The sequence below is a fragment of the Blattabacterium cuenoti genome, assembly GCF_014252075.1.
GTDB lineage: Bacteria > Bacteroidota > Bacteroidia > Flavobacteriales > Blattabacteriaceae > Blattabacterium > Blattabacterium cuenoti_AC.
On sequence record NZ_CP059209.1, the window covers coordinates 432,668 to 456,304 of the forward strand.

The 23,637-nt window shown below is 26.4% G+C and carries 27 protein-coding genes and 1 pseudogene; 15 read left to right on the plus strand and 13 right to left on the minus strand.

The window, feature by feature from the left end; translation table 11 throughout:
• Nucleotides 1-216 precede the first annotated feature (216 nt).
• Nucleotides 217-1,421: pseudogene (gene clpX / locus H0H47_RS02125) on the plus strand (ATP-dependent Clp protease ATP-binding subunit ClpX).
• A gap of 3 nt (nucleotides 1,422-1,424) precedes the next feature.
• Here the strand turns inward: clpX and obgE are convergent.
• From obgE to lpdA, 3 genes are all read right to left on the minus strand, one after another.
• Nucleotides 1,425-2,411, minus strand: coding sequence for a GTPase ObgE (gene obgE, locus H0H47_RS02130; protein WP_185865848.1), 987 nt, complete (start codon nucleotides 2,409-2,411; stop codon nucleotides 1,425-1,427).
• A 4-nt stretch (nucleotides 2,412-2,415) separates the two neighbouring features.
• Entirely contained in the window at nucleotides 2,416-3,006 is a 591-nt protein-coding gene (locus H0H47_RS02135) for an adenylate kinase family protein (RefSeq protein WP_185865849.1), read from the minus strand.
• A 132-nt stretch (nucleotides 3,007-3,138) separates the two neighbouring features.
• Nucleotides 3,139-4,536, minus strand: a complete 1,398-nt coding sequence (lpdA, locus tag H0H47_RS02140) for a dihydrolipoyl dehydrogenase (RefSeq protein ID WP_185865850.1) — start codon at nucleotides 4,534-4,536, stop codon at nucleotides 3,139-3,141.
• A gap of 153 nt (nucleotides 4,537-4,689) precedes the next feature.
• On the opposite strand from lpdA, the gene fsa reads away from it, so the two are divergent.
• The gene (gene fsa, locus H0H47_RS02145; protein ID WP_185865851.1) at nucleotides 4,690-5,352 is read left to right on the plus strand and encodes a fructose-6-phosphate aldolase; all 663 of its coding nucleotides are present in this window, start codon (nucleotides 4,690-4,692) and stop codon (nucleotides 5,350-5,352) included.
• Here the strand turns inward: fsa and H0H47_RS02150 are convergent.
• The 4 genes from H0H47_RS02150 to H0H47_RS02165 all read right to left on the minus strand — a co-directional run bounded on the left by H0H47_RS02150 (nucleotide 5,349) and on the right by H0H47_RS02165 (nucleotide 7,707).
• The gene (locus tag H0H47_RS02150; RefSeq protein WP_185865852.1) at nucleotides 5,349-5,663 is read right to left on the minus strand and encodes a hypothetical protein; all 315 of its coding nucleotides are present in this window, start codon (nucleotides 5,661-5,663) and stop codon (nucleotides 5,349-5,351) included. The two genes, fsa and H0H47_RS02150, sit on opposite strands and share 4 nt — an antisense overlap.
• Nucleotides 5,664-5,928: 265 nt before the next feature.
• On the minus strand, nucleotides 5,929-6,423 hold the full coding sequence (locus H0H47_RS02155; protein WP_185865853.1) for a ferritin: 495 nt from the start codon (nucleotides 6,421-6,423) through the stop codon (nucleotides 5,929-5,931).
• Nucleotides 6,424-6,434: 11 nt separating this feature from the next.
• Nucleotides 6,435-7,319, minus strand: a complete 885-nt coding sequence (dapA, locus tag H0H47_RS02160; protein WP_185865854.1) for a 4-hydroxy-tetrahydrodipicolinate synthase — start codon at nucleotides 7,317-7,319, stop codon at nucleotides 6,435-6,437.
• Between the two features lie 115 nt (nucleotides 7,320-7,434).
• Nucleotides 7,435-7,707 (minus strand): RNA recognition motif domain-containing protein, encoded by a 273-nt coding sequence (locus H0H47_RS02165; protein WP_185865855.1) that lies wholly within the window; start codon nucleotides 7,705-7,707, stop codon nucleotides 7,435-7,437.
• A 138-nt stretch (nucleotides 7,708-7,845) separates the two neighbouring features.
• Between H0H47_RS02165 and pncB the strand changes: the two genes are divergently transcribed.
• The 7 genes from pncB to groL all read left to right on the plus strand — a co-directional run bounded on the left by pncB (nucleotide 7,846) and on the right by groL (nucleotide 14,488).
• Nucleotides 7,846-9,045, plus strand: a complete 1,200-nt coding sequence (gene pncB / locus H0H47_RS02170) for a nicotinate phosphoribosyltransferase (protein ID WP_238785079.1) — start codon at nucleotides 7,846-7,848, stop codon at nucleotides 9,043-9,045.
• Between the two features lie 50 nt (nucleotides 9,046-9,095).
• The gene (gene miaB, locus H0H47_RS02175) at nucleotides 9,096-10,469 is read left to right on the plus strand and encodes a tRNA (N6-isopentenyl adenosine(37)-C2)-methylthiotransferase MiaB (RefSeq protein WP_185865856.1); all 1,374 of its coding nucleotides are present in this window, start codon (nucleotides 9,096-9,098) and stop codon (nucleotides 10,467-10,469) included.
• Nucleotides 10,448-11,689 carry a sigma 54-interacting transcriptional regulator gene (locus H0H47_RS02180; protein WP_185865857.1) on the plus strand — a complete coding sequence of 414 codons (1,242 nt, stop codon included), beginning with the start codon at nucleotides 10,448-10,450 and terminating at the stop codon, nucleotides 11,687-11,689. Before miaB ends, H0H47_RS02180 begins: the two co-directional genes overlap by 22 nt.
• A complete protein-coding gene (locus tag H0H47_RS02185; RefSeq protein ID WP_185865858.1) occupies nucleotides 11,679-12,161 on the plus strand; it encodes a hypothetical protein in 483 nt (160 codons plus the stop codon). The genes H0H47_RS02180 and H0H47_RS02185 overlap by 11 nt, the downstream gene beginning before the upstream one ends.
• Nucleotides 12,162-12,407 (plus strand): preprotein translocase subunit SecG, encoded by a 246-nt coding sequence (gene secG / locus H0H47_RS02190; RefSeq protein ID WP_185865859.1) that lies wholly within the window; start codon nucleotides 12,162-12,164, stop codon nucleotides 12,405-12,407. It abuts the gene before it with no gap.
• Between the two features lie 119 nt (nucleotides 12,408-12,526).
• Nucleotides 12,527-12,805: a co-chaperone GroES gene (locus H0H47_RS02195; protein WP_185865860.1), complete on the plus strand. Its 279-nt coding sequence runs from the start codon at nucleotides 12,527-12,529 to the stop codon at nucleotides 12,803-12,805.
• Nucleotides 12,806-12,844: 39 nt separating this feature from the next.
• Nucleotides 12,845-14,488, plus strand: a complete 1,644-nt coding sequence (gene groL, locus H0H47_RS02200; protein WP_185865861.1) for a chaperonin GroEL — start codon at nucleotides 12,845-12,847, stop codon at nucleotides 14,486-14,488.
• 53 nt (nucleotides 14,489-14,541) lie between these two features.
• Here groL and H0H47_RS02205 read toward each other — a convergent pair whose 3' ends face one another.
• The 3 genes from H0H47_RS02205 to H0H47_RS02215 form a co-directional block, all read right to left on the minus strand.
• Nucleotides 14,542-15,030, minus strand: coding sequence for a KdsC family phosphatase (locus H0H47_RS02205; protein WP_238785102.1), 489 nt, complete (start codon nucleotides 15,028-15,030; stop codon nucleotides 14,542-14,544).
• A gap of 102 nt (nucleotides 15,031-15,132) precedes the next feature.
• On the minus strand, nucleotides 15,133-15,537 hold the full coding sequence (locus H0H47_RS02210) for a DUF3276 family protein (protein ID WP_185865863.1): 405 nt from the start codon (nucleotides 15,535-15,537) through the stop codon (nucleotides 15,133-15,135).
• 86 nt (nucleotides 15,538-15,623) lie between these two features.
• Entirely contained in the window at nucleotides 15,624-17,354 is a 1,731-nt protein-coding gene (locus tag H0H47_RS02215; RefSeq protein WP_185865864.1) for an ABC transporter ATP-binding protein, read from the minus strand.
• A gap of 190 nt (nucleotides 17,355-17,544) precedes the next feature.
• Between H0H47_RS02215 and nusB the strand changes: the two genes are divergently transcribed.
• From nusB to H0H47_RS02235, 4 genes are read left to right on the plus strand one after another with little or no spacing between them, the layout of a single operon-like run.
• Nucleotides 17,545-18,381, plus strand: a complete 837-nt coding sequence (gene nusB, locus H0H47_RS02220; protein WP_238785080.1) for a transcription antitermination factor NusB — start codon at nucleotides 17,545-17,547, stop codon at nucleotides 18,379-18,381.
• Nucleotides 18,382-18,423: 42 nt separating this feature from the next.
• Nucleotides 18,424-18,753 (plus strand): preprotein translocase subunit YajC, encoded by a 330-nt coding sequence (yajC, locus tag H0H47_RS02225; protein WP_185865866.1) that lies wholly within the window; start codon nucleotides 18,424-18,426, stop codon nucleotides 18,751-18,753.
• Nucleotides 18,750-19,373 carry a dephospho-CoA kinase gene (gene coaE, locus H0H47_RS02230; protein WP_185865867.1) on the plus strand — a complete coding sequence of 208 codons (624 nt, stop codon included), beginning with the start codon at nucleotides 18,750-18,752 and terminating at the stop codon, nucleotides 19,371-19,373. Before yajC ends, coaE begins: the two co-directional genes overlap by 4 nt.
• Nucleotides 19,357-19,464, plus strand: a complete 108-nt coding sequence (locus H0H47_RS02235) for a 30S ribosomal protein THX (protein ID WP_185865868.1) — start codon at nucleotides 19,357-19,359, stop codon at nucleotides 19,462-19,464. Before coaE ends, H0H47_RS02235 begins: the two co-directional genes overlap by 17 nt.
• Here H0H47_RS02235 and H0H47_RS02240 read toward each other — a convergent pair.
• Nucleotides 19,461-20,165, minus strand: coding sequence for a zinc metallopeptidase (locus tag H0H47_RS02240; protein WP_185865869.1), 705 nt, complete (start codon nucleotides 20,163-20,165; stop codon nucleotides 19,461-19,463). The genes H0H47_RS02235 and H0H47_RS02240 overlap by 4 nt on opposite strands.
• A gap of 86 nt (nucleotides 20,166-20,251) precedes the next feature.
• Here H0H47_RS02240 and H0H47_RS02245 point away from each other — a divergent pair, with 86 nt between their 5' ends.
• Nucleotides 20,252-21,529: an NAD(P)/FAD-dependent oxidoreductase gene (locus tag H0H47_RS02245; protein WP_185865870.1), complete on the plus strand. Its 1,278-nt coding sequence runs from the start codon at nucleotides 20,252-20,254 to the stop codon at nucleotides 21,527-21,529.
• On the opposite strand, the gene H0H47_RS02250 is transcribed toward H0H47_RS02245, so the two are convergent.
• Together H0H47_RS02250 and H0H47_RS02255 are read right to left on the minus strand one after the other, a co-directional pair.
• Nucleotides 21,522-22,556 carry a chorismate-binding protein gene (locus tag H0H47_RS02250; RefSeq protein WP_185865871.1) on the minus strand — a complete coding sequence of 345 codons (1,035 nt, stop codon included), beginning with the start codon at nucleotides 22,554-22,556 and terminating at the stop codon, nucleotides 21,522-21,524. The two genes, H0H47_RS02245 and H0H47_RS02250, sit on opposite strands and share 8 nt — an antisense overlap.
• Nucleotides 22,557-22,558: 2 nt before the next feature.
• Nucleotides 22,559-23,008 carry a hotdog fold thioesterase gene (locus H0H47_RS02255; protein WP_185865872.1) on the minus strand — a complete coding sequence of 150 codons (450 nt, stop codon included), beginning with the start codon at nucleotides 23,006-23,008 and terminating at the stop codon, nucleotides 22,559-22,561.
• Between the two features lie 85 nt (nucleotides 23,009-23,093).
• On the opposite strand from H0H47_RS02255, the gene H0H47_RS02260 reads away from it, so the two are divergent.
• On the plus strand, nucleotides 23,094-23,636 hold the full coding sequence (locus H0H47_RS02260; protein ID WP_185865873.1) for an isopentenyl-diphosphate Delta-isomerase: 543 nt from the start codon (nucleotides 23,094-23,096) through the stop codon (nucleotides 23,634-23,636).
• The last annotated feature ends 1 nt before the right edge of the window (nucleotide 23,637 follow it).

Consider the following 23,637-nt stretch of genomic DNA (forward strand, 5'->3'; position numbering starts at 1 on the left):
TTTTTTATTTCACAGAATGTGAATTTTTATTTAGAAAAAATGAGAATTTATGATTTTTTTTTTATATTTACCAACCTATGGAGCAAGTTCTACACAATCAGCTCCCTAAGAATCCTCCAGGGTGGGAACACAGCAAAGGTAATAAGGTTGTAGCGATGTGATGTAGTTTCAGCTTGCTCCTATATATATGTGAAAGATGGAATAGGAAAAAAATTTATGGAAGACTTATTGAAATGTAATTTTTGTGGAAGAAAAAAAAATGATATTACTTTTCTTATATCGGGAATCAGCGGACACATATGTAATTTTTGTATAGAAAAAACTTATTCCATAATTCATAGAGATTTTTTGTCTAAAAAAATAGAAAAAAAAAAAATGAGTTTATACAAATAAAAAAACCTAAAGAGATCAAGTTTTTTTTAGATAAATATGTTGTGGGACAAAATGAAGCAAAAAAAATCATTTCCGTTGCTGTATATAATCATTATAAAAGAATACATCATAATTTTTACAAATCAGAAAATCAAGATGTAGAAATAGAAAAATCTAACATATTATTAATTGGAAAAACAGGAACAGGAAAAACTTTATTAGCGAAAACCATATCAAAACTTTTAAAAGTTCCTTTTGCTATAGCTGACGCTACTACTTTAACTGAAGCTGGATATGTAGGAGAGGATGTTGAATCAATATTGTCTAGACTTTTACAATCAGTAAATTATGATATAAATTCTGCTGAAAAAGGAATTATTTTTCTAGATGAAATTGATAAAATATCTAGAAAAAGTAATAATCCTTCTATTACTAGAGATGTTTCTGGAGAAGGAGTGCAACAAGCGTTGCTTAAAATATTAGAAGGATCAGTCATCAATGTCCCTCCACAAGGAGGAAGAAAACATCCAGATCAAAAAATGATACAAATTAATACTGAAAACATATTATTTATAGCTGGAGGAACATTTGATGGAATAGAAAAAATTGTTTCTGATAGAATAGAACAAATTTCAATAGGTTTTTTAACTCAAGAGAAAAGAGAAAAAAATACCTATAAAAATTATTTAAAAAATATTATTTCTACAGATTTAAAAAGTTTTGGATTAATACCTGAATTGATAGGGAGGTTTCCTGTTACCACTTATTTAAATCCATTGAATAAAAAAATGTTGAAAAAAATTTTGTTGGACCCCAAAAATTCCTTAATCAAGCAATATCAAAAATTATTTGATATGGATAATATATCTATGAATATAACAGATGAAGCTTTAGATATCATAGTAGATAAAACTTTTCAAGTAGGTATTGGAGCTAGAGGCTTACGAACTTTTTGTGAAAAAATATTTTTGGATTATATGTATGATGTAGAAAACACTCATTCCGTTTTGAATATAGATAAAGATATTGTAATGAATAAGCTAATATAAATCTTAAATTTTAATTAATTTCCACAACTTTATTTTTAATTCCATTAATCCTTCTTTAGTGAAAGAAGAAATAAAAAGAATATTTTCTTTTAAACTTAAAAATATTTCTCTTATTTTTTCTTTTTTTTTATCATTAATCAAATCTGATTTGGAAATCGCCAACAAACGTTTTTTATTTAAAAAATTTGAGTTAAATTTATTGAGTTCTTTTAACAAGATTAAATACTCTTTTATTTTATTTTTTGTTTCTGAAGAAATTAAAAATAATAAAACAGAATTTCGTTCTGCATGTCTAAGAAAATGATGTCCTAACCCTTTTCCTTCAGATGCTTTTTCAATAATCCCAGGAATATCTGCAACTAAAAAAGAATCAAAATTCATCTTGACAACGCCCAAATTTGGAGTCTTGGTTGTAAAAGAAAAATTAGCTATCTTAGGTTTTGCTCTTGTGATCACAGAAAGTAAAGTTGATTTTCCAGTATTTGGAAATCCTATTAATCCTACATCTGCCAAAATTTTCAATTCTAAAAAAATCCAATAACCTTTTGTTTTTATCCCTTTTTGTGCATGAATAGGAGATTGATATATTGAATTTTTAAAAAAAGCATTTCCTTTTCCACCCTTTCCTCCTTCAAATAAAATTTTTTTTTCATGGTTTTTAGTAATTTCTGTTATTGCATTTTTTTTTTCATCTTTTACCACAGTTCCGATAGGAACTTCTATTAATAGATCTTTTCCACTGGATCCAGTAATATTATTCTCTTTTCCAGAAGATCCTGATTCTGCAATCCAATGTTTATTATATCTTAAATGAAGAAAAGTATGAATATGAGAATTTCCTTGAATAATAATATCCCCTCCTTTCCCCCCTGATCCTCCATCTGGACCTCCTCTAGTTATATATTTATCTCTATAAAAATGAATGCATCCAGCTCCTCCATTACCACTTTTGCAGTAAATTTTTATAAAATCAACAAAACAATTTTCCATGAGGTTAATTTTTGTTTAAAAAATTTTTTATTTTTTCTTCTATGAGAAGAGAAATACTATTTACAGATAAAGAAGCATTTAATTTGATTATATTATTTTTCCATTTAGGATCGCTATTCCAAATCGAAGAAGTTTCTTTGTTATATTCTTCTATTCTTCTTTGAACCGTTATGATATTTGTATCATCGTTACGATGACTTTTTTTTCCTCTTTTTAATAATCTATCTATTATTAAATTTTTTTGAATATAAAAATAGAAAATTATATTTATTGTTCCCAAACAAAATTTTTTTAAAGCTTTTTCTAAAGAAAAAATTTGATTTCTGGTTCTGGGATATCCATCATAAATAATTCCTTTTTCATAAAAATGTTTTTGAATTTCTATGTTTAACATATTTGTGGTAATCATATCAGGAACTAATATTCCTTTATTAATATAAAAACTAGCAGTTTTTCCTAAATCCGTTTTTCTTTTCATATGATTTCTGAATATCATTCCAGTAGATAAGTGGGAAAAACCAAACTTAGTTGCAATAATTTTAGCCTGAGTTCCTTTTCCACATCCAGGTGGTCCAAACAATATAATATGTATCATAAAATAATAAAATAATGAATCTTATGCAAAGAGTAGATGTAAAAAGGTAATTTATTAGTATACAATTAAATATATATAAAATAAATATGCGTTTTTGGATAAAAAATACAGAAGATATGTAAAAAAAGTAGTTTACAAATGAATAGATCTCCCATAAGCGTTAGATACAGATTCTAAAATAGCTTCACTCAATGAAGGATGAGGGTGTATAGTTCCTATAATTTCGTAACTGGTCGCTTCCAGTTTTCTTGCAACTACTACTTCTGAAATTAGGTCTGTTACATTGTTTCCAATCATATGACACCCTAACCATTCATCATATTTAGCATCAAAAATTACTTTAACAAAACCGTTAGTATTTTCATCGGAAATAGCTCTTCCAAGAGCACTAAATGGAAACTTAGCTACTTTAATCTGAAATCCTTTTTCTTTGGATTCTTTTTCAGTATATCCTACTGAAGCTATCTCAGGAGAAGAATATACACATTTTGGAACATTGTTATAATCTATTTTTTGACAATTTAATCCTTTTATATTTTCAATACAGTTAATTGCCTCATGAGAGGCAACATGAGCCAAAGAAGGAGTCTGAATTACATCTCCAATAGCATAATATCCATCTATGTTTGTACGATAATTTTCATCTACAAGAATAAATCCTTTCTCTATTTGAATTCCTATCTCTTCCAATCCAATATGTCTGATATTAGGAATAATTCCAATAGCGTAAAGAACTATATCTGTTTCTAAAACAACATTTCCTACAGAAGATTTCATTTCCACAATTATTCCATTATTAGAATTTTTTTTCCTTATAGAAGAAATAGAAGAAGATGTATAGATTTTAATTCCCATTCTTTCAAAAGAGGATTTCAAATAATCAGATATTTCATCATCTCCATTTGGAAAAAGTTTTGTACAAATTTCTATAATGGTAATATCTGTTCCCATAGAATGATAAAAATAAGCAAATTCTAATCCTATAGAACCAGACCCTATAATAATCATTTTTTTTGGTAAAGAGGATAAAGAAAGAGCTTCTTTATATGTTATAACTTTTTTCCCATCATATTGAAATTTATCTTCAATTTTAGGAAAAGCTCCAGTAGAAATAACAATATGTGAAGCAGAATATTCTCCTAAATTTTTTTCCTCTTGAAAAATTTCAATTTTTTTTTCCTTTTTTAATATTGCATTTCCATGAATGACATGGATTCCATTTTTTTTCATTAAAAATGAAATCCCTTTTCTCATTTTTTCTACCACATTTCTACTTTTATTAACTATTTGAGAATAATCTATTTTAATTTGATCTTTTTTTATTCCAAAAAGTTTTCCATTTTTTTTTATGGATTGCAGAATTTTGGCACTGTTTAAAAGAGATTTAGTAGGAATACATCCCCAATTTAAACAAACACCACCAAGAGATTCTTTTTCAATCAGAGCTGTTTTCATTCCAAGTTGTGATGATCGTATGGAAGCTACATAACCCCCTGGTCCACTTCCCAAAATAATAACATCAAAATGCATAGCCTAATATGTATGTTGGTTGTATGTGTAAAACGTATTTTTATTTTATAAATTTACAGATTTTTCTACTCAAAAATTTATTTATAAAAGAAAAACAATAAAATTCGTTCTCAAAAAATATTTTAAATTTGCATTCAAAATGATATATGGATTATGAAATTTTTTGTAGATACAGCAAATTTGAAAGAGATTAATGAAGCAAGATCACTCGGGATATTAGATGGAGTTACAACAAATCCGTCTTTAATTTCCAAGGAATCTCTTTCTAGTCAGAAAGAAATTCAGGATCATTATATGTCTATATGCAGTCTTCTAAGAAATGAAGAAGATGTTAGTGCAGAGGTAATTAGTACTAATTATAGAGATATGATTAAAGAAGGAGAAAAACTTTCTTTTATACATCCAAGAATTGTTGTAAAAATTCCAATGACTCAAGATGGAATCAAAGCAATTAAATATCTTTCTAATAAAAAAATTAAAACAAATTGTACTCTCGTTTTTTCTACAGGTCAAGCCATTTTAGCAGCTAAAGTTGGATCTAATTATGTTTCTCCTTTCATAGGAAGAGTAGATGATGTTTCTTACGATGGCTTGGATTTGATACGAGAAATCAAAAATATATATAATAACTATCATTTTAGAACCAAAATTTTGGGGGCATCCATACGTCATTCTTTACATATTATAGAATGTTCAAAAATAGGAATATACGCAGTGACTTCTCCTATGAAAGTTATTTATTCTCTACTGAATCATCCATTAACAAATATAGGTTTGGAAAAATTTTTAACGGATTATAAAAATAAAATGAATTAAGTTTTTATTTTTTCATCCAGTAAATATTGAATGGATATAGATGTAGATTTTGGAAGATTTTCATAAAACCTTGATAGCTCTATTTGTTCTTTGTTCTCAAAAATTTCTTCTAAATTATTTTTGTTCATAAAATTAAATTCTTCTAATTTTTTATCCAAATCAACTTTAATATCGTTGCTAATTTTATGACTTATTTTTTCCAAAATACATATAGTTTCATATATGTTTTTTCCTGATTTTTCTTCTAATTTTACACGATCTATAGTTTCAGTGTTTATTGGAACATGATTAATTTCTCTCAAAAAATTCATAACTTTATAAGTTTTTTATGACAGAATTTTTATGCATTATAATAGAGTGGAAAACATTTCATATAATTTGAAAAAATCTTCCTTATCAACTTTTCTAGAAAGTTGATATAGAGATACACAAATTTTGTACAAAACTTTTTCCTTGATAAGAATCAGCTATGCAATAATTTTTATTTTCTATTGTTAATTAACAAATTGTTAAACAATTTTCAAAAAAAAGTTATGAATATTACCATCAAAAAAATAGATTTGATATTCATAATTTTTATTGTTTATGAAAATTTTTTATGTCTTTATCAAATAAATACAATCCTACTTTGTCTTCTCCTACTAGTTCAATCTTATCTAAAATCATTTTACTTAAAGTTTCTTCTTCCATCTGTTCTTCAACATACCATTGCAAAAAATTATATGTAAAATAATCTTTTTCTTGTAAAGATAATTCTACTAAAATATTAATTTCATTAGAAATTTTCTTTTCATGTTCAAATAATATTTGAAATAATTCTTTCAAAGATCCATATGTTTTTTTTCTAATAAAAATGTTATCCAAAATAGCGGAACCTCCTCTCTTGTTAATATACCTTATTAACTTTAACATATGCATCCTTTCTTCATGTGAATGATCATATAAAAATTCGGATATTCCTTCAAAACCTTTCTTTTCTACCCAAGAAGCCATAGACAAATACAATTGAGAGGATTCTGATTCTCTATTTAATTGTTTCGTTAATCCTATTTGTATTTTTTCGCTAAACATAATATCAATTTCTATGAGTTGATTTGCTTCAATAAATTTATCATTTTATTTTTTAAATAGGGACTTCCAATTATCAGAGGTAATCTGACATATGGATTACATATTCCTATTATATTTAGGAAAGTTTTAATCCCTGTAGGATTTCCTTCTTCATAAATGAGATCTATCATTTGAATAATTTTATAAAAAATAGAAAAAGATTTTTCTACTTGATTCTTCCTAGCTAAAGAAACCATCTTAGAAACCTTATCAGGAAATCCTTGAGCGATTACAGAAATAACACTTTCTCCACCTCCTAATATAACAGGCAAAGTGATAAAATCATCTCCTGATATCACGCTAAAATTTTTTGGTTTTTTTTCAAGAACTTTATAAGTTTGTAAAACATCTCCAGATGCTTCTTTTATTCCTATTATATTCTTAAAATTATTAGCTAAACGTAAAATAGTATCTGGCATAACATTAGAACCTGTTCTCTTAGGTACATTATAAACAATTATGTTGGCTTCAGTACAATTCACAATAGATTTAAAATGTTCATATATTCCTTCTTGAGAAGGTCTATTATAATAAGGAGAAACTGAAAGAATAGCATAAAAAATTGATAAATTTTTTATGCTATTGATTTGATCAACAATATCTCTTGTATTGTTTCCTCCCACTCCTAGTATTAAAGGAAGTTTTTTATAATTTGCACTTTGAATACATTCAACAATATCTTGTTTTTCTTCTTTTTTTAAAGTAGCTGTTTCAGCTGTAGTTCCCAATGCTACCAAATAATCAACTTCATTATCTAAAACATATTTTACGAGTTTTTCAAGTCCATTAAAGTCGATTTTTTCATCCTTTTTAAAAGGAGTAACTAACGCTACACCTGTTCCATATAATTTTTTCATAGATATGTGATATTAAATATCGTTGTTATTTCATATATAGATATCATTAATCGTTATTTTTTTCAAAAAAACAAAAAAACAGATGTAGGCGTGCATAAATAATGAAAAATAAAGACTAATAATCTTTTCTTGTTCTTGGTCTAGCTGCAGATACAATAATGTTTCTCCCCATAAATTCTGTTCCATTTAATTTTTCTATAGCTTGTTTTGCATATTCTTCATTAGACATCTCTATAAATCCGAAGCCTTTACTTCTTTTGTTAGATGTAGATTCGTCAAAAATTATCTTAGCATGAGTTACTTCCCCTATAGATTCAAAATATTTCTTTAATTCTTGTTCTGTCATATCATAAGATAAGTTACCTACGTATAATTTCGTATTGTCCATATTAAAAATAAATTGTTTTAAAAGCAAATTTAGAGAAATATTTTTTCTAAAAAAGAAAAATATACTACATAACAAGTTATGACTTATTTATCAAAATGGAAATTTTCCATTTTTTTATTTTAAATTAGGAATTTTTTTATGAAAAGATTGATTTCAATGAATAAATTGAATAATTTTTCTATTATATCATCATTATTAGACAATGATTTTTATAAATTTACTATGCAAAATGCTGTTATTAAATTATTCCCATTCGCAAAAGCTGAATATGAATTTATTAATAGAGGGAAACATTCTTTTCCAAAAAATTTTGATAAAATATTGAAAGAAAATCTAAATAGAATGGCATATTTAAAACTTTCAAGTGAAGAAAGAATTTATTTGGAAAAATATTGCCCTTATTTAGATTCTTCTTATTTAGATTTTTTAAATAAGTATCAATACAATCCAAAGGAAGTGAATATATATCAAAACGGAAAAAATATAAAAATGAATATAGAAGGATTATGGAGCAGTACTATCTTATGGGAAGTTCCTTTAATGGCAATTATATCTGAGTTATACTACAAATTAACAGGAGCAAAACGGATTTCTGATAAAAAAATTGTAATCCTAACTAAAGAAAAATTGAAAAAATATAAAAAACTAAAAGTTAAAATTGGAGAATATGGGACGAGAAGAAGATATTCTTATCAAGTTCATAAATTAGTTTTAAAAATACTCATAGAAGAAGGTTCTCCATTTTTTATAGGAAGTAGTAATGTCCATCTATCTCATTTTTTCTCAATTAAACCGATAGGAACCCAAGGACATGAATGGATAATGTTTCATGCAGCAAAACATGGATTCAAAAAAGCAGATCGTATAGCTATGGAAAATTGGTTGAATATTTACAAAGGTAAATTAGGAATTGCTTTATCTGATACATATACATCTTCAGTTTTTTTCAAGAACTTTAATAAAAAACTTTCTGAAACTTTTAAGGGAGTTAGACATGATAGTGGAAATCCTCTTTTTTTTACTCAGGAAACTATAAAACATTATAAAAAGTTTCAAATAAATCCTATCAAAAAAAAAATTATATTTTCGGATAATCTGGATCCATGTAAAGTGTCTTACATTTCTTCTTTTTGCCAAAAAAAAATTAATCCTTTTTTTGGGATAGGAACCAATTTTACTAATGATGTAGGAGTTCCTTCTATGAATATAGTAATAAAAATGGTTAAAGCTATTCCAGAAAAAAATTGGATTTCAGTAGTAAAACTTTCTAATGTAGAGGAAAAATCAACTGGAAAAAAAAACATGATTTTTTTAGCAAAAAAAATTCTTCATTTATGACATAATGTCATTTTGTTTTTACCTTTATTCACTAATAAATTCTATTTTAGATGGAAAAAAATCAAAAAAAATTAAATAAAAGTTTTTATATAGAAACCTATGGTTGTCAAATGAACGTTGCTGATAGCGAGATAGTTACTTCTATTTTGTGTAATGATGGTTTTTTTTTATCTGAATATTTAGAGGAAGCGAATATAATATTATTCAATTCTTGTTCTGTTAGAGAAAAAGCAGAATTAACCTTAAAAAAAAGATTAGAACAATTACAATTTGTCAAAAAAAAGAAAAAAATTTTATTTGGCGTTATAGGGTGTCTGTCAAAAAAAGTAAGAGATCTTCTTTTAAAGGAAAAAAAAATAGATTTTTTTGTAAATCAAAATTCTTACAAAGAATTGTCGAATTTTATTCGTTATGCTTCAATTGGGAAAAAATACTTGTACTTTAATCCTCAAGTTAATCATCAAAAAAAAGAAACATATGCAGATATAAGTCCATTTATCAAAAAAAAGAAAATAACAACTTTTTTAAGTATAACCAGAGGATGTGATAATATGTGTACATTTTGTATTGTTCCTTTTACCAGAGGAAGAGAAATAAGCAGTAACCCATATTACATCATTGATGAATGTAAACGTTTGTATAAAAATGGATATAAAGAAATTACTCTTTTAGGACAAAATGTTGATTCTTATAAATGGAATAAAGGATTAATTACTATAGACTTTTCAGATCTTTTGAGTCTTTTAGCTATAGAAATACCCTTAATGAGAATAAGGTTTTCTACATCTAATCCTCATGATATGTCTGATAAAGTTCTAAAAATTATTTCTAAACATTCAAATATTTGTAAGCATATTCATTTACCCGTTCAATCTGGAAGTAACAAAATACTGAAACTAATGAATAGAAAATACACACGTGAAAAATATCTTTCTTTAGTTAAGAAGATTAGAACCATAATTCCTGAATGTTCTATCTCACATGATATCATGACTGGATTCTGTAATGAAGAAGAAAAAGATCATCAAGATACTATTGATTTAATGAATCAAATTCAATATAATTACGGTTATATGTTTTCTTATTCTCCTAGACCTGGTACTTATGCATATAGAAAATTAGAAGATAATGTTCCTAAAAATGTGAAAAAAGAACGATTAAAAGAGATTATTGATTTACAAAAAAAACATTCATTATTTAGATTGAAAGAATATTTGGGAAAAGTTCAAGAAGTTTTGATAGAAGGGGAATCAAAAAGAAACAATCAATATTGGTATGGAAGAAATACACAAAATTTAGTTGTAGTATTTCCTAAAGAATCCTATAAAATGGGAAATATCGTTTCTGTGAAAATTACAGATTCTACATCTGCAACTTTGATAGGAAAAATTTATAAAAAAACATGGAATCTATCCAAAATATAAAACAAAAATTTGGAATCATTGGATATGATTATGCTTTACATCGAGCTTTAGAAAAAACAGTGCAAGTGGCTCCTACTGATATTTCTGTATTAGTTCTTGGAGAAAGTGGTGTAGGAAAAGAGTTTATTCCAAAAATTATTCATCAATTCTCTTCCAGAAAACATAATTCTTATATTGCAGTAAATTGTGGGGCTATTCCAGAAGGAACTATTGATAGTGAACTTTTTGGACATGAAAAAGGATCTTTCACAGGGGCTACAAGTATGCGAAAGGGTTATTTTGAAGGAGCTAATGGAGGGACTATATTTTTAGATGAAGTAGGAGAGCTTCCTCTGACTACACAAGTACGTCTTCTTAGGATTTTAGAATCAGGAGAATTCATTAAAGTTGGTTCTTCTAAGATTCAAAAAACCGATATACGAATTGTTGCTGCTACTAATTTAAATATGATAGAATCTATACAAAGAGGAAAATTCAGAGAGGATTTATATTATCGTCTTAATACAGTACAAATTAATGTTCCTCCTTTGCGATTTCGTAAAAATGATATCAAATTTTTGTTCAAAAAATTCTCTAATGATTTTTCTGAAAAGTATCATATGCCTCCGATTTTTCTTACTGAAGAATCTTTGAAATACTTAGAAAATTATTCTTGGCCAGGGAATATCAGACAATTAAAAAATATTACAGAACAAATTTCTGTCGTGGAAAAAAAACGTGAAATTTCTATAGAAAAATTAAAAGAATATATTCCAGAAAATATTCCTTCAATATCATTTTCTCACAATGAAACTTTCTTTCAAGGATTTTCTAGGGAAAGAGATTTACTGTATAAAATTTTGTTTGATATAAAGAAAAATTTAAATGATTTGAAAAATATTACTTTTCAATTGGTTAAAAATCATCCAAATCCAAGATTTATTAAAGATAATCAACAAATTATGGAAAAAGTTTTTGGAAAAATGATTTATAAGAGAGATGATTCAATTTTTCAATTGGAAGATTCATCTAAACCTTCTTCTGAGGAAGATTTTGATTATGAAGAAATAGAAGAAGATTCATCAAAAAATGAATTTTCTTCTTTTTCTTTACAAAAAAAGGAAATAGAATTTATTAGAAAAACTTTAAAAAAAAATAATGGAAGAAGAAGGAAAACAGCAACGGAATTAGGAATTTCCGAAAGGACACTATATAGAAAAATTAAACAATATGGCTTGTAATAAAATTATTTTTACTTTTATGTTTTTTGTTTTTACTAGTTGCTACCATCCTTCTATTTCTTCATTTTTTGATATAAAGAAAACGATAGAAATAGGAGAATTTTCAGAAAAAATAGATCTACCTAGAAGATCTATTGCTTTTGATTTTAGAAAAAATCTTGAAGAATATATTATGACACACAATCCTTCTAATTTAGTATTGAAAGATGGAGATGTTATTTTAGAAGGAAAATTTTTGGATTATATAATTATCTCAAATATAAATAATCCAATAAGAAAAATTCAAGTAACGGCTCAAATATCTTATAAAGATAATTTTGAACCAGAGAAAAATTGGGAAAAATGTTTTATAATATCAGAAGATTTTTATTATAAAAAAGAACTTTTTTTAGAAAAACCCATTGATAAGATCATAGAAAAACTTACTATTCAAGTGTATCAAAAAATTTTTAATGAAAATAATGATTGGTAAATGGAAACAACACCTATAACCATATTTGGATTTCTTATTATTATAATGTGTCTTCTTCTTATATTGGTTATACTAATACAAAATCCTAAAAAAGAAAGTATTAATCAAACTTTTATGGAAAAAAATTTTAGATTTTTTGGAGTAAAAAGAACAAATACATTTCTAGAAAATTTTACTTGGTTTTTATCCATTATTATATTCTTTTTAACTTTATTTTTCAATTTTTTCCTAAAATCAAAACATTAAAAATGTATGTCATAATGACATTTAATATTGCTTAAATGAAAAAAATTCAAACATTTTTCATTTGGCATGTTTTTGGCTTTGGACGTTTAGTATCGTAAACTTTAAAAATTATTTAAAATATGGTGGAAGTAAAGATTAAACCTTTAGCAGATCGCGTTCTCGTACAGCCTGATCCTGCTGAAACAAAAACAGCTTCAGGTATAATTATTCCTGATACAGCAAAAGAGAAACCACAAAAAGGAACCATAATAGCAGTAGGAAGAGGAAAAAAGGATGATCCTATGATTTTAAAAAAAGGAGATAGAGTTTTGTACGGAAAATATTCTGGAACAGAATTAAAATGGGAAGGAGAAGAATATCTTATTATGCGAGAATCTGATGTAATAGCTATTATATGATCATATAACTTGTTTATTCATTAAAAAAATTAAAAAATTATGGCAAAAGATATAAAATTTGATATTGAAGCAAGAGATAAACTAAAAAAAGGAGTAGATGCATTAGCTAATGCAGTCAAGGTCACTTTAGGACCAAAAGGTCGTAATGTTGTATTGCAAAAATCGTTTGGAGGCCCTCAAGTGACAAAAGATGGTGTAACTGTAGCTAAAGAAATTGAATTAGAAGATCCTATAGAGAATCTTGGAGCTCAAATGGTGAAAGAAGTCGCTTCTAAAACAAATGATGTTGCAGGAGATGGAACTACAACTGCAACTGTTTTGGCACAAGCTATTGTTAGAGAAGGATTAAAAAACGTAGCGGCTGGAGCGAATCCTATGGATTTAAAAAGAGGAATAGATAAAGCTTTAGAAGCTGTAATTCTGGATTTAAGAAAACAGTCTAGAGAAGTTGGAGGAAATACAGATAAGATAAAACAAGTAGCTTCTATTTCTGCAAATAACGACGAAAAAACTGGTTCTTTAATAGCTGATGCTTTTGAAAAAGTAGGAAAAGAAGGAGTTATTACTGTGGAAGAAGCAAAAGGAACAGATACATCAGTTGATGTTGTTGAAGGAATGCAATTTGATAGAGGTTATCAGTCTCCATATTTTGTAACAAATACCGAAAAGATGATCACTGAGTTTGATCAACCTCAAATTTTATTATCTGATAAAAAAATAGCAGCAATGAAAGATTTGTTGCCTATATTGGAACCTGTAGCACAATCTGGTAGACCATTGCTTATTATTTCTGAAGAAGTTGAAGGAGAGGCTTTAGCTACATTAGTAGTAAATAAAATACGCGGAACTCTAAAAGTTGCTGCTATTAAAGCTCCTGGATTTGGAGATAGAAGGAAATCCATGTTAGAAGATATAGCTATTTTAACAGGAGGGACTGTTATTTCTGAAGAAACAGGAAGCAAGTTAGAAGATGTAAAATTAAATATGCTAGGAAAAGCAGAAAGAGTTATCATAGATAAAGATAATACTACTATTGTTAATGGAGGAGGGAACAAAAGAGACATAAGAGCACGTGTTGATCAAATCAAAGCACAAATAGAATCAACTACATCAGATTACGATAAGGAAAAATTGCAGGAACGTCTGGCAAAATTAGCAGGAGGAGTTGCAGTTCTTTATGTTGGAGCAGCATCTGAAGTCGAAATGAAAGAAAAAAAAGATCGTGTAGATGACGCTTTAAATGCTACAAGAGCTGCAGTAGAAGAGGGTATTGTAGCAGGAGGGGGAGTGGCTTTAGTTAGAGCTATTAATTCTTTAGATAATCTAAAAGGAGAAAATGTAGATCAAGATACAGGAATTCAAATAGTTAGAAGATCTTTAGAAGAGCCTTTACGTCAAATTGTAGCTAATGCAGGAGGAGAAGGATCTGTTGTTGTTGCTAAAGTAGCTGAAGGGAAGGGAGATTATGGATATGATGCTAAAATTGGAGAATATAAAAATATGATTGTAGAAGGAATCATAGATCCTACTAAGGTTGCTAGAGTAGCATTAGAAAATGCAGCGTCAGTATCCGGTATGTTGTTGACAACTGAATGCGTTGTAACAGAAATTAAAAAAGACGAGGGAAATGTAGCACCTCCAATGCCTGGATCTGGAGGAGGAGGAATGGGAGGAATGATGTAAAGAAATGAATTGAAAAAAAAATAGTGTCCTTAAAAAGACACTATTTTTTTGGTTTAAAACCAATTCTTTTGAATTTTCAAAGTTTGTTCAATTACATCTCTCACGCACCCTCTTCCTCCTTTTCTCGGAGAAACATATTTAGATATGTTTTTAACTTCTTGAACTGCATCTATTGGAGAACAAGGTAAAGCTACAGATTTCATAATTTCAATATCTGGAATATCATCTCCCATGTAAAGAACTTTCCTTTTTGCAATATTAAATATATTACAATACTCATCCAGATATTTCTTTTTGTCATCAACTCCTTGGTAAATATAACGGATATTCAAACCTCTTAAACGTCTAAAAACCATTAAATCAGAACCACTTGTAATAATACACAAATTATAACCTTTTTTTTTTGCTAACTGCATAGCATATCCATCCTTAGCAAACATTTGACGAACCATATTTCCATCTGGAAATAAATTCAAGGTACAATTTGTTAATACTCCATCTACATCAAATATAAAAGTATTAATATCATTCATTATATTCATATAGTTCTCCATTTCTGTTATCTTCTTAAAAAAAACAACTTTAACCTTAAACTTTAACAAAATAAACAGTTGTCACTCCACTCCACTATCAATCCATTCCACTTAAATATCCTCAAAATTAATATTTGTGAAATCCTTTATTTCTGACGTTTTTTTTTGACTCTCTTTTGCCTCTTGACCCTGATTTTGATTATATGTTGTATGATTCTTAAAATCTTTCTGATGACGTTCCGAAATTACTTCTCTTCCTTTCTCATTAATAATAAATCGAATCATATCATCAAGTATACTTTGGAATTTTGAAAAATCCTCTTTATACAAATAGATTTTGTGTTTTTTATAAGTAACTTCTCCTGTTTCAGAAAAGCTTTTCTTACTTTCAGTGATGGTCAAGTAATAATCTCCTGCTCTTGTTTCTCTCGCATCAAAAAAATACGTGCGACTACCAGTTTTTAGAGTCCGTGAACAAATTTCATTTCTCTCTTTGATATTTTCTTTTTCGTCCATTTCAAAAAATATTATAATCCTAATAAAGCAAATCTAAATAAAAAAAATGTAGGATGATTATTCAAAATCAATTTTTTTAAAAAATTCTATAACAAAATATTTTGACTTTCTATTCTTGATATTTTTCCATCTTTTAAAACAATAAATAAATCAAAATCAGAAACATATGAAGTATCATGAGTGATAATAATAATGGTACTATTTCTCATTCCTTTTTTTATATAATTAATAATTAACTTTCTAGTTTTCTGGTCTATAGCGGAAAAACTATCATCAAATATAAGAATTTTTGGATTTCTTATAAGAGCTCTTGCTATGCATATTCTTTGTTTTTGTCCTCCAGATAAAGTAATACCTCTCTCTCCTATAACTGTTTCGTATCCATTTTTAAAATTTAAGATTTCATCTTCTATCATAGCTTTCCTTGCCGCTTCATATACTTTACATTGAGTTACTTTTTTTCTGCTTCCCAAAGCAATATTATTGTAAATTGAATCTGAAAAAAGAAAAGATTCTTGAGGAACATAACCTATATTGTTTCTGAAATCAGATAAATTATGATTTTTCAAAGATAAATTATCTATTAATATTTCTCCTTTATGAGGATCATATAAACGTGATATTAATCTTCCTATAGTTGTCTTTCCTGATCCTGTTTCTCCCGTTAAAATCAAAGTTCCTCCTTTCATGAGACTAAAAGAGATTTTACTAATTGTATGATTTTGATTTTTTGTATCATTTTTATTTTTATAATAAATGAAGCTAACATCTTTAAACTGAACTTTTCCAAAAATTTTTGTTTTTATCAAGTTATTATTGAAAATTTCTGGTTTTTCTTTTAAAAATTCACTTATGCGAATTTGTGATACTTTAGCCCTTTCTACAATAGAAACGACCCATCCCAACATAATGAAAGGAAAAATCAATACATTAATGTATGTAAAAAATTCAGCAATGGTTCCTATCTCTCTTATCTCTCCTTCAAAATATTTTTTTCCTCCAAAAAAAAGAATTAACAAATGACTGGTTCCTATGAAAAATATTATAACAGAAGATAAAATAGTATTTATTTTTGCTAATTCTATATTTCTTTTTTTATATTCAGATATAATTCTCTTATGTTTATTTTGAAAAAAAGATTCTGCTACAAATGATTTAACAACATGAATTCCAGAAAAAGTATCTTGAATAAAAGAACATATAAGTGATTGATATCTTTGAACTTTTTCACTTTTTTTAGTAATATAAACACTTATATAATAAATAGAAACAAAAAGAACAGGAATCGGCAAAATCACATAAAAAGTGATGATTTTGTTAATTCGTAACATTTGTACAAAAACCATGAAAAAAAGAACAAAAAGGTTTACAAAATACATTATTCCAGGACCTATGTATTGTCTTATAAAAGAAACATCTTCCGTAAGTCTGTTCATTAAATCTCCTGTTGAATTTTTCTTATAAAAAGACAAACTCAATCTTTGATAATGTGAAAAAATTTCATTCTTTATATCAAATTCTATCATTCTAGATGTTGTTATAATACATTGTCGCATATGATATTTAACAAAACCTCCTATGATTGGAACTATTAGTATAATGCTAGTATAAATACAGATCTCTTTTTTTAAATAGAAAGAATTTGATGCATTTGAAAAACTGATAAATAAATTTTTAATTGTGTTAATAGATTTTCCGATATAAGGAATAGGGAGAAGAGTTAAAATATTTGATATTAGAATCAATAAAAAACCTATACACAAACGTAATTTGTATCTTTGACAATATTTTTTGCTAAAAGCAAATAAACCACTCATATAACATGCAAAAATACAAACTTTTTAAGTTTGATTTTTATTTATATAATTGTACAAAAATCTCCTCCTGTATAAAAATTAACACCATGAATAAAAAATGTCAATAAGACGACACTTCAGAATAAGAAGTTTGCAATTTTTATATGCTCAACATTTATCTAAAATGGATTCAAATAAAGTTGAAAAAAACATGCTTCAAAGCATTGAAGAATTGCATAATTTATATATCTCTCTTCTTTTTTTAATCTTGAAAATTAGAGAAAATGCTCTGAAAATAAATCTATACAATGGAAAAAACACAGATCCAATAAAAAAATTTGCATATAACTCCGTAATTAAAATACTGTCTAATAATAAATATTTGATCGAAGAATATAGTTCTACAGAAAATTCAGGAAAAATTTTATGGAAAAAACAAGACGAATATATTTTTATTTTATTACAAGAGATGCAAAAATCAATTGTCTGCAAAAAATATTTTGATAAACCTTGTACTTCTTTTGAAGAAGAAAAAAAATTTCTTATAAAGTATTATAAAAACATCGTGATTCCCAATAAAAAACTGATAGGATACATAGAAGATCTATATATTAATGGAAAAGAAAATTTATGTATAGCTCATACCATGGTTTGCAAAACTTTACGGTTTATAAAACATTCTACTCCTCAAAATTTTAAATTATATAACATTTACAAAAATAATGAAAATAAAAAATTCATTATTGATTTATATAGAAATACTATTTTTCACAAAAATGAATTTAATAATTTAATTAATGATATATCAAATAACTGGGATATAAAAAGAATAGCTATTATAGATTTAATTATATTGCAAATGGCTATTTGTGAGTTCTTATATTTTCCAAATATACCTCCGAAAGCCACTATGAATGAATATATAGAAATAACAAAAATATTTTGTATGGAAAAAAGTAAAATTTTTATTAATGGGATATTAGATCAAATATTTAAACTTTTACATAAAAAAAATAAAATATTCAAAATAGGAAAAGGACTTATGTAAATAAGTCTGACAATCTCATTTCTAAACTTTAAATGTTATTTTATGTTTTTTTTATTGCAACAAAATTCTATTGCAAATACTATTTGGATGTTTGCATTGATTTTTATTATATTCTATTTTTTTATGATACGCCCTCAAATACGAAAACAAAAAATTGAAAGAAAATTTCAGGACAATCTAAAAAAAGGAAATTATATAGTAACCAATTCGGGAATGCACGGAAAAATCATAGAAATTGCAGATAACTTTTGTATCCTAGAAACTGTTACAGGAAAAATAAAACTTGAAAAAAATACAGTTTCAAAGGAACTTACTCAATTACGTTATAATGAAACTTTGAATAAACAAGATGAAAAACAGGAAAAAAAATGAAATTTTTTTTGATAGGAATAACGGGAAAAATGGGATCTGGAAAAAGTTTATTTTCTTCTTTCTTCAAAAAAAAAGGAATCCCTGTTTACTGTTCAGATAAAAGGGGGAAAATATTAATGAATCAAACAAAAATTATCAAAAAAAATGTTATTAAACATTTTGGAAAAGACTCTTATAAAAAAGAAAAAATTAATACAACCTACTTATCTAAAATTGTTTTCAACAATTCTTCTGCATTAAAATTACTATGTTCTATCGTCCATCCATGGATTTCAATTGATTTTAAAAATTGGATTTCTTCTGTACAGAAAAAAACTCTATATGTTATAAAAGAATCTGCTATATTATTTGAAAGTGGAAGTTATAAAGAATGTGATATTATTATCACTGTAACTTCATCCGTAGAAAATATGATTGAAAGAATCATAAAAAGAGATAATTTAAATGAAAATCAAATTATAAATCGTCTAAAAAATCAAATTTCTAACAAGAAAAGAGAAAAAAAATCTCATTTTATTATTAATAACTATTCATCTGCAACTTTTTTACAAAAAAAAGCAGATATAATACATAAATTACTCGAAAATTTATACAAAAATCAATATGGGAAAAGGAGATAAAAAAACTAAAAAAGGAAAAATAAGAAACAAAACTTATGGAAAACTTCGTCCAAATCCAAGAAACGCTAGAAAAAAGAAAAAAAACAATTAGATCTGTTCATCTTTTCTACTTGTATTTGTGAAAAAAGATAAAAAATATATCAGTTGAGCTAAACTGCCTAAAGCAGAAACCACATAAGTCATAGCAGCCCAATTTAAAGATTCCTTTGCCTTATTATATTCTTGATAATTAACTATATTTTTGTTTCTCATCCAAGTCAAGGCTCTATTGCTTGCATCAAATTCTATTGGTAAAGTTATAAAAGAAAAAAGAATTACGAATAAAAACAATCCTATTCCTAATTTAAGAATAAAAGAATCTTTTCCTCCTGAACTGTAAAAAATAGTTAAACCCGACATTATGGCTAAATTAGTGAATTTAGAACTAAAATTCAGAATAGACACTAAATGATTCCGTATCTTTAATAAATTATAACCTAACTTGTGTTGTATCGCGTGCCCACATTCATGAGCTGCTACAGCCGCGCAAGCTGCTGATCTTCCATTGTAAACTTTTTCACTTAAATTTATTGTTTTGTTTAGAGGATTATAATGATCAGTCAGATCTTCTTCGACTGAAAGAACATGAACATCAGTAATTCCATTGTCTGTTAACATTTTTTTCGCTACTTCTTTTCCACTCATACAAGAATGCAAATGAATTTTAGAATATTCTTTGAATTTCTTTTTTAAAATTGCATTAACAATAACACTTACTAAAAAAGTAGTGCCAATAATTAAATAGTAAGTCATTAGAATCTTTTTTTTAACAAAATTATTAATCCATCAATTAAAATGAAAATATATATAAATTTAGCTTATGTGTCAAATTTTTGACTATGAATATTCCAAAAATAAATAATCTAAAAAGAGTCGTGATTATTGGAGCCGGATTTTCTGGTTTGCAAGTCGCAAAAAAACTAAGAAGAGATAAATTTCAGGTTATTCTTATAGATAAGAATAATTATCATACTTTTCAGCCATTGCTATATCAAGTAGCTACAGCAGGGTTAGAACCGGATTCTATAGCACATTCTATCAGAAATATTATCAAAAAGACAAAAAACTTTTTTTTCAGATTAGCTTATGTTCATTATATCAATACAGAAAAGCAGAAAATCTATACCAACGTAGGCGATTTGTCTTATGATTATTTAATTATGTCTACAGGATCTGTTACCAATTACTTTGGGAATAAAAACATTGAATCTTTCTCTTTGCCAATGAAATCAATTCCAGAAGCTCTAGATCTTAGAAGTCTCATTTTGCAAGATTTTGAATCTGCTCTGCTAACAAAAGATGATAAAGAAAAAGAAAGACTTATGACTTTTGTTATTGTAGGAGGAGGCCCTACAGGTGTAGAACTTGCTGGAGCTTTAGCTGAAATGAAAAAATATGTACTTCCACATGATTATCCTGATTTAAATATTCAATCTATGAATATTCACTTGTTGCAAGCTTCTCCCAGGCTTTTAGATGGAATGTCTGAAAAATCAGCAAAACAAGCTTATAAAAATTTAAAAGAATTAGGGGTAATCATTTGGTTAAATTGTTTAGTTAAAGATTATGATGGAAAAGTAGTTTTTATAGAAAAAAATAAAAGAATAGAATCTTCTAACGTTATATGGGCTGCAGGGGTCAAAGGAGCTATAATAAAAGGATTTTTAAAAGAAGACATAAAAGGACATAGGATATTGGTCGACAACTACCTTAAAACTATAAAATACAAAAATATTTTTGCTATTGGAGACGTTGCTTATATGAAGTCATATCCTAACGGTCATCCTATGACCGCTCAACCTGCTATTCAACAAGGGAATTATTTATCTGAATATTTTAATCATTTTTCAGATCAAAAAAACATTCCTCCTTTTATTTACAAAAATTTAGGATCTATGGCCACTATTGGGAGAAATAAAGCTGTATGTGATTTTCCCTATTTTAAATTAAAAGGTTTTTTAGCATGGATTGTATGGATGTTTATTCATCTAGTCAGTTTAGTTGGTTTTAGAAATAGAACAATAGCCTTAACAAATTGGATTATTCAATATTTCCATTATAATAAAAGCGTACGTTTAATTATAAGGCCTTTTCATAGAAAGAAAAAAATTATTTAAAAATAAGTTGAGATAAAATATTTTTGACTTTTTTTTCTGTTTCTATATATTCTTGATCTATATTACTATCCATAGTGATTCCGCTTCCAGCATACAAAGTTATTTCTTTTTTATCTTCTTTAATTCTTGCACATCTCAAATTAAGATATAACTCCATGTTCTCTTTATTTACGGGACCAATGTATCCTGTATAAAAATTTCTTTTATATCCTTCATATTTTTGAATAAAATCTAAAGATTCTTTTTTAGGGAATCCACATATAGAAGGAGTAGGATGTAGTCTATCTAATATTTCATAATAATCAGGTTCTTCCAAAAAAGAAAAAAAAATTGGAGTTTCCAAATGTTTTAAACGACCCATTTCTACTGTTTTAGTTTTTTCTAATAAAATGGATCCTTTATAAAACTTTAATAAATGAGTAATATATTTTATTACAATTTTATGCTCTTCTATTTCTTTTTTAGTCCATTTTTTTTGATCCCAAACAGTACCTGCTAAAGGAACTGTTTTAAATTTATTTTTATGAGATTTCATTAGCAATTCTGGAGAACATCCTATCCAAAATCCATGATGAACATTATACCAAAGACTGATTAAAGCATTTGGATAAGAAAAAATTAACTTTTGAAAAGTTTTCTTAAAATAAAAATTGTGAAAAGAAATTTTTATAGATCTGGATAAAACCACTTTTTTAAAGTGCCCTTTTCTAATTTCTTCTACTGCTTTTTGAATTAAATTTTTATACTCTGAAGAGTAAGTTAAAAGGAAATAATTATCTTTATAAGTTTCTTTTACAGAAGAGGGACTCTGTATATCTGCATAATAAACTTTTTTTGGAACGATTTTGATTGTGCAATTATGATCAAAATCTTGAATTAGGAAAAATATTTTTCCTTTAGAATTATAATGAGAATAAAAAAAAACTTTCCTTTCGTAAGGCTTTCTAAATAGAACAAATTGATTTTGGTCCCAATAATTTTTTATAACTTTTTTATATAAAGAAAAAAGACTGATTTTTTGAAACATATTTATTTCTTTTTAATTATAATATTAGTCATTTTACAAAAACTAATGAGATTTTTTTTTTCATTATAAACATCAATTTTAATAACATGTAAAGTTTTTCCTTTATGAAAAATTTTAGCTTTAGCAAGTAAAATTCCTTTTTTTATACATAGAATATGATTGGCAGCAATTTCAATGTTAAAAACATTAAAATTGTTTTTTTCTGCATTTTTTGTTGCATTTTTAAGATTGATAAAAGATAAAGAACACCCTACACTTTCAGCCAAAGTGATTGTAGCTCCTCCATGCAAAAAACCAAAAGGTTGTAGAATTTTATTATTTATTGGCATTTTTGCTATTAAAAAATCTAACTCTGTAGATAAAAAAATAAACTGAATGCGCATTTCACTTATCAATGTTTTTTTTTTTAAATTATTTAATTCATTTAATAATTCTTTAATTCTTTTTTTCATCGTCGAAAATAAATTAAAGATAATCTTTTGGTCTAATTTTCCACATTACATTATTTTGTTTAAATAAGAATTAAAATTAATGAATATGAAGGATAAAAATAAAATACTAGATGAAGACTTTATTCCTTTGATAGGAAAAGAAAATCAGATTATTGGATTTGAAAAAAAAGAAAAAATTCACTCAGAAGGACTTTTTCATAGTGCTGTTTCTGTATTTATTTTTAATCCAAAAAATGATTTAATGTTACAAAAAAGATCTTCAATAAAATATCATTCTTCTTTACTTTGGACTAATACATGTTGTAGCCATCCTAGAAAGAATGAATCGGTCTTAACAGCAGCTCATCGTTGTTTAATAGAAGAAATGGGTTTTGATTGTTTTTTAGAACAAAAATTTTGTTTTACTTATTATGAATATTTTAGTAATGGTTTGATAGAAAACGAATTAGATCATGTTTTTGTTGGTTGTTATGAAAAATCTCCAATTATAAATTGGAAAGAAGTTGATAATTGGAAATGGACTTCTTTAAATGAATTAATTAAAAATGTTCATATTTATCCAGATTCTTATACAATTTGGTTAAAAATTATTCTGAAAAATTATATAAATCAGTTAAATATTCATTAAA

Bases quoted from the DNA above. Each gene is read 5' to 3' on its own strand.
- obgE (WP_185865848.1), bottom strand. From the start codon at position 2,411: ATGGAAAATTGTTTTGTTGATTTTATAAAAATTTACTGCAAAAGTGGT.
- H0H47_RS02135 (WP_185865849.1), bottom strand. From the start codon at position 3,006: ATGATACATATTATATTGTTTGGACCACCTGGATGTGGAAAAGGAACT.
- lpdA (WP_185865850.1), bottom strand. From the start codon at position 4,536: ATGCATTTTGATGTTATTATTTTGGGAAGTGGACCAGGGGGTTATGTA.
- fsa (WP_185865851.1), top strand. From the start codon at position 4,690: ATGAAATTTTTTGTAGATACAGCAAATTTGAAAGAGATTAATGAAGCA.
- H0H47_RS02150 (WP_185865852.1), bottom strand. From the start codon at position 5,663: ATGAATTTTTTGAGAGAAATTAATCATGTTCCAATAAACACTGAAACT.
- H0H47_RS02155 (WP_185865853.1), bottom strand. From the start codon at position 6,423: ATGTTTAGCGAAAAAATACAAATAGGATTAACGAAACAATTAAATAGA.
- dapA (WP_185865854.1), bottom strand. From the start codon at position 7,319: ATGAAAAAATTATATGGAACAGGTGTAGCGTTAGTTACTCCTTTTAAA.
- H0H47_RS02165 (WP_185865855.1), bottom strand. From the start codon at position 7,707: ATGGACAATACGAAATTATACGTAGGTAACTTATCTTATGATATGACA.
- pncB (WP_238785079.1), top strand. From the start codon at position 7,846: ATGAAAAGATTGATTTCAATGAATAAATTGAATAATTTTTCTATTATA.
- miaB (WP_185865856.1), top strand. From the start codon at position 9,096: ATGGAAAAAAATCAAAAAAAATTAAATAAAAGTTTTTATATAGAAACC.
- H0H47_RS02180 (WP_185865857.1), top strand. From the start codon at position 10,448: ATGGAATCTATCCAAAATATAAAACAAAAATTTGGAATCATTGGATAT.
- H0H47_RS02185 (WP_185865858.1), top strand. From the start codon at position 11,679: ATGGCTTGTAATAAAATTATTTTTACTTTTATGTTTTTTGTTTTTACT.
- secG (WP_185865859.1), top strand. From the start codon at position 12,162: ATGGAAACAACACCTATAACCATATTTGGATTTCTTATTATTATAATG.
- H0H47_RS02195 (WP_185865860.1), top strand. From the start codon at position 12,527: ATGGTGGAAGTAAAGATTAAACCTTTAGCAGATCGCGTTCTCGTACAG.
- groL (WP_185865861.1), top strand. From the start codon at position 12,845: ATGGCAAAAGATATAAAATTTGATATTGAAGCAAGAGATAAACTAAAA.
- H0H47_RS02205 (WP_238785102.1), bottom strand. From the start codon at position 15,030: ATGAATATAATGAATGATATTAATACTTTTATATTTGATGTAGATGGA.
- H0H47_RS02210 (WP_185865863.1), bottom strand. From the start codon at position 15,537: ATGGACGAAAAAGAAAATATCAAAGAGAGAAATGAAATTTGTTCACGG.
- H0H47_RS02215 (WP_185865864.1), bottom strand. From the start codon at position 17,354: ATGAGTGGTTTATTTGCTTTTAGCAAAAAATATTGTCAAAGATACAAA.
- nusB (WP_238785080.1), top strand. From the start codon at position 17,545: ATGCTTCAAAGCATTGAAGAATTGCATAATTTATATATCTCTCTTCTT.
- yajC (WP_185865866.1), top strand. From the start codon at position 18,424: ATGTTTTTTTTATTGCAACAAAATTCTATTGCAAATACTATTTGGATG.
- coaE (WP_185865867.1), top strand. From the start codon at position 18,750: ATGAAATTTTTTTTGATAGGAATAACGGGAAAAATGGGATCTGGAAAA.
- H0H47_RS02235 (WP_185865868.1), top strand. From the start codon at position 19,357: ATGGGAAAAGGAGATAAAAAAACTAAAAAAGGAAAAATAAGAAACAAA.
- H0H47_RS02240 (WP_185865869.1), bottom strand. From the start codon at position 20,165: ATGACTTACTATTTAATTATTGGCACTACTTTTTTAGTAAGTGTTATT.
- H0H47_RS02245 (WP_185865870.1), top strand. From the start codon at position 20,252: ATGAATATTCCAAAAATAAATAATCTAAAAAGAGTCGTGATTATTGGA.
- H0H47_RS02250 (WP_185865871.1), bottom strand. From the start codon at position 22,556: ATGTTTCAAAAAATCAGTCTTTTTTCTTTATATAAAAAAGTTATAAAA.
- H0H47_RS02255 (WP_185865872.1), bottom strand. From the start codon at position 23,008: ATGAAAAAAAGAATTAAAGAATTATTAAATGAATTAAATAATTTAAAA.
- H0H47_RS02260 (WP_185865873.1), top strand. From the start codon at position 23,094: ATGAAGGATAAAAATAAAATACTAGATGAAGACTTTATTCCTTTGATA.